The sequence below is a fragment of the Falsiroseomonas sp. RANM36 genome, assembly GCF_056682175.1.
Genome location: NZ_JBWXTD010000003.1, coordinates 1,234,173 through 1,243,016 on the forward strand (window position 1 = coordinate 1,234,173; position 8,844 = coordinate 1,243,016).

8 protein-coding genes, 1 tRNA gene and 1 pseudogene are annotated in these 8,844 nt (G+C 73.1%); 7 read left to right on the forward strand and 3 right to left on the reverse strand.

The features are described from left to right. The coding region (locus AC1MIR_RS10800; RefSeq protein WP_480028164.1) for a GNAT family N-acetyltransferase at nt 1-638 on the reverse strand (638 nt) is incomplete at its 3' end. A gap of 88 nt (nt 639-726) precedes the next feature. Here AC1MIR_RS10800 and AC1MIR_RS10805 point away from each other — a divergent pair. The 7 genes from AC1MIR_RS10805 to AC1MIR_RS10835 all read left to right on the forward strand — a co-directional run bounded on the left by AC1MIR_RS10805 (nt 727) and on the right by AC1MIR_RS10835 (nt 5,625). Continuing rightward, nucleotides 727-1,371 (forward strand): Gfo/Idh/MocA family protein, encoded by a 645-nt coding sequence (locus AC1MIR_RS10805; RefSeq protein ID WP_480028165.1) that lies wholly within the window; start codon nt 727-729, stop codon nt 1,369-1,371. Between the two features lie 36 nt (nt 1,372-1,407). Beyond that, the gene (locus AC1MIR_RS10810; protein WP_480028166.1) at nt 1,408-2,802 is read left to right on the forward strand and encodes a leucyl aminopeptidase family protein; all 1,395 of its coding nucleotides are present in this window, start codon (nt 1,408-1,410) and stop codon (nt 2,800-2,802) included. A gap of 172 nt (nt 2,803-2,974) precedes the next feature. Then, nucleotides 2,975-3,367 carry a MarR family transcriptional regulator gene (locus AC1MIR_RS10815; protein WP_480028167.1) on the forward strand — a complete coding sequence of 131 codons (393 nt, stop codon included), beginning with the start codon at nt 2,975-2,977 and terminating at the stop codon, nt 3,365-3,367. A gap of 112 nt (nt 3,368-3,479) precedes the next feature. Beyond that, entirely contained in the window at nt 3,480-4,181 is a 702-nt protein-coding gene (locus AC1MIR_RS10820) for an endonuclease V (RefSeq protein WP_480028168.1), read from the forward strand. Between the two features lie 8 nt (nt 4,182-4,189). Further along, the gene (locus AC1MIR_RS10825) at nt 4,190-4,552 is read left to right on the forward strand and encodes a DUF423 domain-containing protein (RefSeq protein WP_480028169.1); all 363 of its coding nucleotides are present in this window, start codon (nt 4,190-4,192) and stop codon (nt 4,550-4,552) included. Then, nucleotides 4,549-5,463, forward strand: a complete 915-nt coding sequence (locus AC1MIR_RS10830; RefSeq protein ID WP_480028170.1) for an SAM-dependent methyltransferase — start codon at nt 4,549-4,551, stop codon at nt 5,461-5,463. The genes AC1MIR_RS10825 and AC1MIR_RS10830 overlap by 4 nt, the downstream gene beginning before the upstream one ends. 74 nt (nt 5,464-5,537) lie before the next feature. After that, nucleotides 5,538-5,625 (forward strand) — tRNA-Leu (locus AC1MIR_RS10835). Nucleotides 5,626-5,670: 45 nt separating this feature from the next. Here the strand turns inward: AC1MIR_RS10835 and gyrB are convergent. Beyond that, nucleotides 5,671-8,142, reverse strand: coding sequence for a DNA topoisomerase (ATP-hydrolyzing) subunit B (gene gyrB / locus AC1MIR_RS10840; RefSeq protein ID WP_480028171.1), 2,472 nt, complete (start codon nt 8,140-8,142; stop codon nt 5,671-5,673). Between the two features lie 51 nt (nt 8,143-8,193). After that, nucleotides 8,194-8,844: pseudogene (locus tag AC1MIR_RS10845) on the reverse strand (DNA replication/repair protein RecF); the annotation flags it as partial.

An 8,844-nucleotide genomic window follows, 5' to 3' on the forward strand; every position in this document is an offset into this window, starting at 1 on the left:
GCCGCGATCAGCGCGAGCGCCGTCGCCGGCGAGCGCGCGACCACGGGGCCGATCTGCGGCAGCCGAAACCCGTCGCGGCCGAGCGCGAAGGCGGCACCGTCCTCCGCGATCCAGGCGGCCTGCGGCAGGCGTGCGGCGAAACCGCGCAGCAGACGCTCGCGCGGTGCACCGAAGGCCGCCGCATCGTGGGAGAGCAGATCATGCCAGTCCTCCGCGCGCAGCGCGCGCACGGTTGGCGCCTCGCCGGACGGCGCATCACCCAGGCGCCAGCGCGCGAAGCCGAAGCGGTCCTCGAAGCCCAGCCGGCGATAGACCTCGCGCCCCTCGGGCGTCGCATCCAGCGCGATGCAGCGCGTGCCGGAGAGCGCCTCCACCGCCCAGCGCATCAGCGCGGTGGCGAGGCCGCCGCGCCGGCGGTCCGGCCGCACCAGCACCATCGAGATCCAGGCGAGGTCCGGCCCGAAGGGCAGCACCGCTGCCGTCGCGGCCAGGCAGTCCGGGTGGCCGTCATCCACGGTGCGCACCTGTCCCTCGCGCAGGAAGACGCGCCAATCCGCCGCGGTCTGGTTCCAGCCTGCGGTGGCGGAGAGCGCGACGGCGCGGGGAAGGTCGTCCTCGGTCAGCGGGCGGGGCGGCATCGTGGCCCAGGCTTCCGCGCCGGACCGCGCCGGTCAACCGCGGCTTGACGACATCCGCCGCGCGGCCTTCGCTGGACGGATGCTGCGCATGCTGCTGATCGGCTGCGGCGCCTTCGGCCGCGTGCATGCCACGGCGCTGGCGCGGCTGGGCGTGCGCGCCACCGGCTACGACCCGGACCCCGCGGCGCGTGCCGCGCTGCCCGGCCTCGGCTTCGTGGACCGGCTGGAGGATGGCCTCGCGCGCTGCGACGCCGCCATCGTCGCAACGCCACCCGACACGCATCGCGCGGTCGCCGAGGCCGTGCTGCGCGCCGGGCGCGACCTGTTCCTCGAGAAGCCCGCGACCGTCACGGCGGCCGAGAGCGCGGAACTGGCGACCATCGCGCGCGAGGCCGGGCGCATCGCCCAGGTCGGTCTCTATTTCCGCTTCCACCCCAAGGCGCAGGCGCTGCACGCCATGGTCCGCGCGGGCGAGTTCGGCCGGCTGCATCACCTTTCCGCGCGCATGTCGGGGCTGAAGCGCGCGGGGGGGGGGGGGGGGGCGGCGGGGGGGGCGCGGGCGGGGGGCGCCCCCCCCCCCCCCCCCCACGGCAGGTTGCCCCGCGCGGCGGCCGCTCCCGCGCCCGGCCGGCATGCCGCCCCCCCGGTCCGCGAAGGCGCGAAGGCCGACCCGGTGCGGCCGGCGTCGAAATCAGGGCCGGGAGGTGATCCATCGCAGCGGCGCTCGCGGTAGTGTCCGCCCCCGCTCCGACAAGAACAGGGAAGCGCCATGCTGGAATGCCTCGCCCAACCCCCCGCCGATTCGCTGCCGCTGCATGCGGTGACGCCGGCCGGGCTGGAGGCCCTGCTCGCCGGGCTGCCGGCATCGCAGGCCGGATTCCTCCGCGCCTCCGGCTTCGCCGCGAAGGCGCAGGAGATCCGTCTGCTGCCGGGCGAGGCGGGCCTTGCGGGCGCCGTGCTCGGGCTCGGCGCCGATGCGACGGAGGCAGCCCGGCCCTGGGCCTTCGGCGCGGCGCCCTTCGCCCTGCCGGAAGGCACCGTCTGGCAGCTGGCCGGCGCGCCTGACGCCAGCGCCGCGGTGCTCGGCTGGTGCCTCGGCGCCTATCGCTTCCGCCGGCTGAAATCGGAGGCAGGCCGCGCCCCGGCACGGCTGGTGCAGCCGGCCGGCGCCGAGGCCGCCGCGCGGGAGGCCGCGGCCATCTGGCGCGGACGCGACCTGATCAACCTGCCGGCGAGCCATCTCGGACCGGCGGAGCTTGCCGAGGCGGTGCGGGAGCTCGGCGCCCGCCATGGCGCCTCGGTCGAGGTGATCGAGGGGGCGGCGCTGGCCGAGGGCTTCCCGGCGGTGCAGGCGGTCGGCGGCGGTTCCCCGCGTGCCCCGCGCGTGGCGATCCTGCGCTGGGAGGGCGCGGCCGATGGGCCGCTCGTCGCGCTCTGCGGCAAGGGCGTGTGCTTCGACACCGGCGGCCTGGACCTCAAGCCCGCCGCGGCGATGCTGCGGATGAAGAAGGACATGGGCGGCGCCGCGGCGGTGATGGCGGCGGCCGAGATGCTGATGGCGGCGCGCGCGACGATCCGGCTGCTGCTGCTGGTGGGGGCGGTGGAGAATGCGGTCTCCGGCACCGCCTTCCGGCCGATGGACGTGATCCGGACGCGCAAGGGGCTGACGGTCGAGATCGGGAACACTGACGCGGAGGGGCGCCTCGTTCTCGCGGATCTGCTGGCGCTGGCCTGCGAATCGGCGCCGGCCCTGGTGGTGGACTGCGCGACCCTGACCGGTGCCGCCCGTGTCGCGCTCGGGCCCGACCTGCCGGCGCTTTTTACCGATGAGGACGATCTGGCGGCGCATCTTGTTCTGGCGGGCGAGACGCTCGGCGATCCGCTCTGGCGACTTCCATTACAGAAAAATTATGTATCTTGGCTGGACAGTTCGATTGCCGATCTTAACAATGTGTCCACGAGGCCGATGGCGGGGGCGATCGTTGCAGCGTTGTTTCTTCGACATTTCGTGCCGAAAGGCATACGCTGGGCGCATATCGACCTCTACGCGTGGAACGACCAGAGCCGTCCCGGACGACCCGAGGGTGGCGAGATCCAGGCAGCCCGTGCCATCGCACGGGCAGCGAAGGCGCTGACAGGCGGCGCCGCCAGCGCGGGAAGGTAATCAAGTCAAGATGAAACGGGAACTTTCCGCGTCGGGACGCTCTCCAAAGGGTGCTTGGCGTAGCGAACATTCACGTAACGGCATATCAAAGAAGCGTGGCAAGATGCCTGCCGGATCCGCGGCCAAACCGAACGCCGTCGGCCGGGAGGGCACCGAGGAAGGATTTGAGACAATGGCGACGCAGACCAACCCCGACGTTTTGGTCGGAATCCTGCGGGACACCGTGGTGGCGCTGGTGCGTCGCGACGGGCCGGACCTGTCCGCCCGCCAGCTCGGCGTGTTCCTGACCGTCTATCTGACCGACGGCCCCCATACCGTGCGCGGCCTGGCGGCCGAGCTCAACGTGTCCAAGCCGGCGATCACACGCGCGCTGGACCGCCTCGGCGAGCTGGACCTGGCCAGGCGCAAGGTTGACCCCATGGACCGCCGCAGCGTGCTGGTGCAGCGCACCCTCAAGGGCGCCGCCTTCCTGCGGGACATGCGCAGCATCATGGACCAGGCCTCCCGCGAGGCCGCGCAGGGCAACGACAACCCCGCCGAGGGCGCCGCGCGCCGCGCGGGCTGATCGGGTCCGGCCGGGCGAAGGGCGGCATCCTCGCCGCCCGGCAGGAGCGCGACTGGGACGATCGGTCGCGACGCCGCTGGACATGGCGGCGCGCGCGGATCAGCCTGTGCCCATGGGGCTTCTGCCCGACGGCCTGCCCTTCCCCGACAGCGCCGCGGCGGCACGCCGGCTGATCCCGGACCTCGCCGCGCGCGTCGAGACCGCCGACCGAATCGGCGTTGTGCGGTGCATCGGCGGGGCCGACGCGTCCTCCACGCGCTTCGACCCGACGCGGACGGTGCATGCCGCGATCGTCGCACTGGACTGGCCTTCGCTGGCCGGGATCGGCCACGCCGGCGCCACGACGCGCGGCGGGCTGCCCTATGTGCCGGGCCTGCTCGGCTTCCGCGAGGTGCCTGCCCTGGCCGGGGCCTGGGCGCGGCTCGATCCCAAGCCGGACCTGCTGCTGGTGGATGGGCATGGGGTCGCGCATCCCCAGGGCCTCGGCGTCGCCTGCCTGGCCGGGCTGGTGCTGGGGGTGCCGACGATCGGCGTCGGCAAGTCGCTGCTGGTCGGCGCGATCGAGGGCACGCTGGCGGAGCCGCCGGGCGCGCGGGCGCCGCTGCTGTGGAAGGGCCGGCGGATCGGCACGGCGCTGCGCACCCGCCGCGGCGCCAAGCCGGTCTATGTCTCCGTCGGCCATCGCGTGTCGGAGCCGACGGCGGTGGAGTGGGTGGAACGCTGCCTGCGCGGTCGCCGCCTGCCGGAGCCGCTCCGCGCCGCGCATGACGCCGCCGGCGCGCTCCGCCTTTCCGACCCGGCGGCCGTGGGCTAGCACCGGGCATGTCCCGCATCTGGATGGCGCTCGGCGCCCTGCTCGGCCTGGTGTCCGTCGCGATGGCCGCGTACGCGTCGCATGGCCTGGCACCGGAGCGCGCCGCGCTCGCGACCACCGGCGCCTCGCTCGGCGCCTGGCACGGGCTGGCGCTGATCGGAACGGGGCTGCTGGCCGAACGCCGGCGCGGCCGCCTCGTGCATCTCGCGGCCATCTGCTTTGCCGCCGGCGCGGCGATGTTCTGCGGCGGCGTGTTCCTTCGCGCGCTGAGCGACCTCTCGCTCGGCATCGTCACGCCGGTCGGCGGCGTTGCGCTCCTGGTCGGCTGGGGCCTGCTGGCCGCGGCCGCGCTGGTCTCCCCGCAGCGATGATCGCCAGCGCCTGGCTGGCGGCGGAGGGCTTCGAGGCGGACCTGGCCGAGGAGTTGCGCCGGGCGGGGCGGCGCGTCTCCGCCTGGCACGGGCGGCTTGCGCTGTCGCCCGATCCGCCCGGCGCGGCGGCCTGGGCCATGGATGTCTGGACCGCGCCGCGCGAAATTCCCATCGGCTCGGTGAAGGACGCCGCCGATGCGCTGCGTGCGATCCAGCGGAACTGGTCGTCCTATCTGGCCGCGCATCACCGCCGCGGCGCCTTGATCACCGAGCGCCTGCCGCCGGTGAAGGCGCGCCCGCTGGCCTTCCCCGAGCCTGCGCCCGCCTCGCATCTCGGCGCCTGGACGCTGCTGGCGCCGGATCGCCTGCTGTGCTCGCCGACCAAGTCGAGCCCCTTCGTGAACGGCGAGGTCGCCTTCGTGGAGGATCGCGAAGGCCCGCCCTCGCGGGCCTATCTGAAGCTGTGGGAGGCGCTGACCCGGCTCGGCCGCCACCCGGCGCCGGGCGATCGCTGCCTCGATCTCGGCGCCGCGCCGGGCGGCTGGACCTGGGCGCTGGCGAAGCTCGGTGCGCGGGTAGAGGCGGTGGACAAGGCGCCGCTCGATCCGCGCGTCGCCGCGATGCCGGGCGTGACGGTGCGGCAGGAGAGCGCCTTCGGCCTCGATCCGTCGCGGGAGCCGCCGGCGGCGTGGCTGTTCAGCGACGTGATCTGCTATCCGACCCGGCTGCTGGCCCTGGTGCGGCGCTGGATCGCCGCCGGAGCGGCGCGCAACCTGGTCTGCACGGTGAAGTTCCAGGGCGCGACCGACCACGCGGTGGCGGCGGAGTTCGCCGCGATCGAGGGCGCCAGGCTGTTCCACGGCGCGCACAACAAGCACGAGCTGACCTTCGCCCGCCTGGAGGCGCGGTAGGCGCGGCGTCCCTTCGGCTGCCGGTTGCGATCCGCCGGATCTGGTATTACGGCGCCGAGCCGGATGGCGGCGTCGCGGGCGTGGCGGAATTGGCAGACGCAGCGGACTTAAAATCCGCTTCTGGGATCCAGAGTGTCGGTTCGAACCCGACCGCCCGCACCACCGGCAACGCGCGCCGTCAGCGGCATCGCGCCAGCCGGCCCGGCATCAGATGTCGAGATTCGCGACCTTCAGCGCGTTCTCCACGATGAAGTCGCGGCGTGGCTCGACCACGTCGCCCATCAGCGTGGAGAAGACCTGCTCGGCATCCTCGATGTCCTCCACGCGCACGCGCAGCAGGGTGCGGTTGGCGGGATCGAGCGTGGTCTTCCAGAGCTGGTCGGGATTCATCTCGCCCAGGCCCTTGAAGCGCTGGATCGTCAGGCCGCGGCGGCCCTGCGCGATGATGCGGTCCCAGACCATCAGCGGGCCATGCTGCGCGGCGTCGGCGCCGGTGTCGAAGCCGAGCATCGCCGGGCCTGCGGCGTAGTCGCGCGCAAAGGCCTCGCGCCGCTCGTCCAGCCAGCGCGCCTCCGCGCTCTTCAGCGCCGTCGCGTCGAGCACGTGGCGCTCCGCCACGCTGCGCACCACGCGGCCGAGCGAGAGGGTCGCGCCATCGGCGGTCGCCTTCCAGCCGCGCTCATTCTCCGGCGCCAGCGCATCCAGGCGCTGCTGCAGCAGCGCGGCGGCATTCGGCGCGCGCTCGGGTTCGAGGGTCAGCGCGCCGGCGACGGCGGCCTGCTCCACGATCTCGGCGGGCACCTGCGTCGCCAGGCGGCGGATGCGCGCCTGCACCTGGCGCAGCCTGTCCACTTCCTCGCGCAACGCGTCGCCGCGCAGCTCCCGCCCGTCGGCGAAGCGCAGCCGCGCGCCGGCGAGCGCCTTCTCGAGCAGGAAATCCTCCAGCGCGCGGTCGTCCTTCAGGTAGCGCTCGTCATGGCCGCGCTTGGCGCGATAGAGCGGCGGCTGCGCGATGAAGAGATGCCCGCGACCGATCAGCTCATGCATCTGGCGGAAGAAGAAGGTGAGCAGCAGCGTGCGGATATGGCTGCCGTCAACATCGGCGTCGGTCATGATGACGATGCGGTGGTAGCGAAGCTTCTGCGCGTCGAATCCGCCCTTGTCGGACGGGCCCGGGCCGATGCCGGTGCCAAGCGCGGTGATCAGCGTGCCGACCTCGGCACTGGACAGCATCTTGTCCATGCGCGCGCGTTCGACATTCAGGATCTTGCCCTTGAGCGGCAGGATCGCCTGGAAGCGCCGGTCGCGCCCCTGCTTGGCGGAGCCGCCGGCGCTGTCGCCCTCGACGATGAAGATTTCGCTCTTCGCCGGGTCCTTCTCCTGGCAGTCGGCGAGCTTGCCGGGCAGCGTGGAGATGTCGAGCGCATTCTTGCGCCCCACCTTCTCGCGCGCGAGCTGCGCCGCCTTGCGCGCCGCGGCGGCGAGCACGACCTGCTCGATGACCTGCTTCGCTTCCTTCGGATGCGTCTCGAACCAGTGGCCGAGCGCATCGGCGACCGCCATCTGCACCACCGGCTGCACCTCGGAAGAGACCAGCTTGTCCTTGGTCTGGGAGGAGAATTTCGGGTCGGGCACCTTCACGGACAGCACGGCGGTCAGGCCCTCGCGCATGTCCTCGCCCGAGAGCTCCACCTTCTCCTTCTTCGCCAGGTCCTCGGCGTATTTCGCCACCACGCGCGTCAGCGCCTGGCGGAAGCCGGCCTGGTGCGTGCCGCCGTCGCGCTGGGGGATGTTGTTGGTGAAGCACAGCGCCAGCTCATGCGGGCTGTCGTTCCACCACATCGCCAGCTCGACCCGGATGCCGATGTCGGTGTCCTTGCTGACCAGCGAGATCGGCGGCTTGAAGATCGGCTGCTTGCTGCGGTCGAGCCATTCGACGAAGGCGACCAGCCCGCCGTCGAAGCGGAATTTCTGTTCCTGCGCCGGCACATGCCGGTCGTCGCGCAGCTCGATCGCAAGGCCGCTGTTGAGGAAGGCCAGTTCGCGCAGGCGCCGCTCCAGCACGGCGAAGTCGTATTCGGTCTTGGTGAAGGTCTTGTCGGAGGGCTTGAAGGTCACCTCCGTGCCGTTCGCGTGGTCCGACGGCCCCACCACCTTCAGCGGCTGCACCGTCTCGCCATGCTCGAAGCGGATGAAGTGCTCCGTGCCGTCGCGCCAGATGCGGACCTCCATCCACTCCGACAGCGCGTTCACCACCGCGGCGCCCACGCCATGCAGGCCGCCCGAGACCTTGTAGGAGTTCTGGTTGAATTTTCCTCCCGCATGCAGGCGGGTGAGGACGACTTCCGCAGCGGAGACGCCTTCCTCCGGGTGGATGTCCACCGGGATGCCGCGGCCGTCGTCGAGCACCGTGACGCTGCCGTCGCCGTTCAGCGTGACGGCGCAGCGCGTGGCGAAGCCCGCCTGCGCCTCGTCCACGGCGTTGTCGATGATCTCGAAAGCCATGTGGTGCAGGCCCGAGCCGTCATCGGTGTCGCCGATATACATGCCCGGCCGCTTGCGCACGGCTTCGAGCCCGCGCAGCACGGTGATGGAGGCGCTGTCATACGCGTCCTGACCCTCGTTTCCGGGGGTTTGTCCAGGGGTCGGCTGATTGGCGCGCGCAGCGGCGTCGGACATGCCGGCGATGGCTCCTCGGGCGATAGGGCTGGCCCGCGTGAATATAGGGATTCAAGCGGGATTCGGCACGGGGAATTCCGGCATGGACACCAGGCCGGACGGGGTGGCGCGGAACGCTTCCGCCGCCCCTTTCAGGGGCGCGAAGATATCGGGGTCGGTGCCGGTCAGGAAGACCTGCGCGGGCAGGTCGGACAGCGCCGCATACAGCGCCTCCCGCCGCGCCTGGTCGAGATGCGCGGCCACCTCGTCCAGCAGCAGCAGCGGCGCGAAGCCGCGCGCGGCGCCGATCAGCGCGGCATGCGCCAGCACGACGGAGACCAGCAAAGCCTTCTGCTCCCCGGTCGAGCAGAGATCGGCCGGCATGTCCTTCGGCAGATGCACCAAAGCGAGGTCGGCGCGATGCGCGCCCACCGCCGCGCCGCCCGCGGCGGCATCGCGCCCGCGATTGGCCGCCAGGTCCTCCCGCACGCGGTCCTCCACGGCCAGGGCCGGCGCCTGGGCCAGCGCCGCCGCGATCGGGTCCAGCAGATCGAGCCGCGCGGCGGGGAAGGCGCCGGTGGCCGTGCCGGCCGCCAGCACCGCGTTCAGCCGCGTCGCCAGCGCCCGCCGGGCGGCGGCGGCGGCGCCCCCGGGGCGCGCCCGCGCCGCCGCCCCCCCCCCCCGCCCCCCCCCGGCGCGCCCCCCCGCCGCCCCCCGGCGGGG

Bases quoted from the DNA above. Each gene is read 5' to 3' on its own strand.
- gyrB (WP_480028171.1), bottom strand. From the start codon at position 8,142: ATGTCCGACGCCGCTGCGCGCGCCAATCAGCCGACCCCTGGACAAACC.
- AC1MIR_RS10825 (WP_480028169.1), top strand. From the start codon at position 4,190: ATGTCCCGCATCTGGATGGCGCTCGGCGCCCTGCTCGGCCTGGTGTCC.
- AC1MIR_RS10810 (WP_480028166.1), top strand. From the start codon at position 1,408: ATGCTGGAATGCCTCGCCCAACCCCCCGCCGATTCGCTGCCGCTGCAT.
- AC1MIR_RS10805 (WP_480028165.1), top strand. From the start codon at position 727: ATGCTGCTGATCGGCTGCGGCGCCTTCGGCCGCGTGCATGCCACGGCG.
- AC1MIR_RS10815 (WP_480028167.1), top strand. From the start codon at position 2,975: ATGGCGACGCAGACCAACCCCGACGTTTTGGTCGGAATCCTGCGGGAC.
- AC1MIR_RS10830 (WP_480028170.1), top strand. From the start codon at position 4,549: ATGATCGCCAGCGCCTGGCTGGCGGCGGAGGGCTTCGAGGCGGACCTG.
- AC1MIR_RS10820 (WP_480028168.1), top strand. From the start codon at position 3,480: ATGGGGCTTCTGCCCGACGGCCTGCCCTTCCCCGACAGCGCCGCGGCG.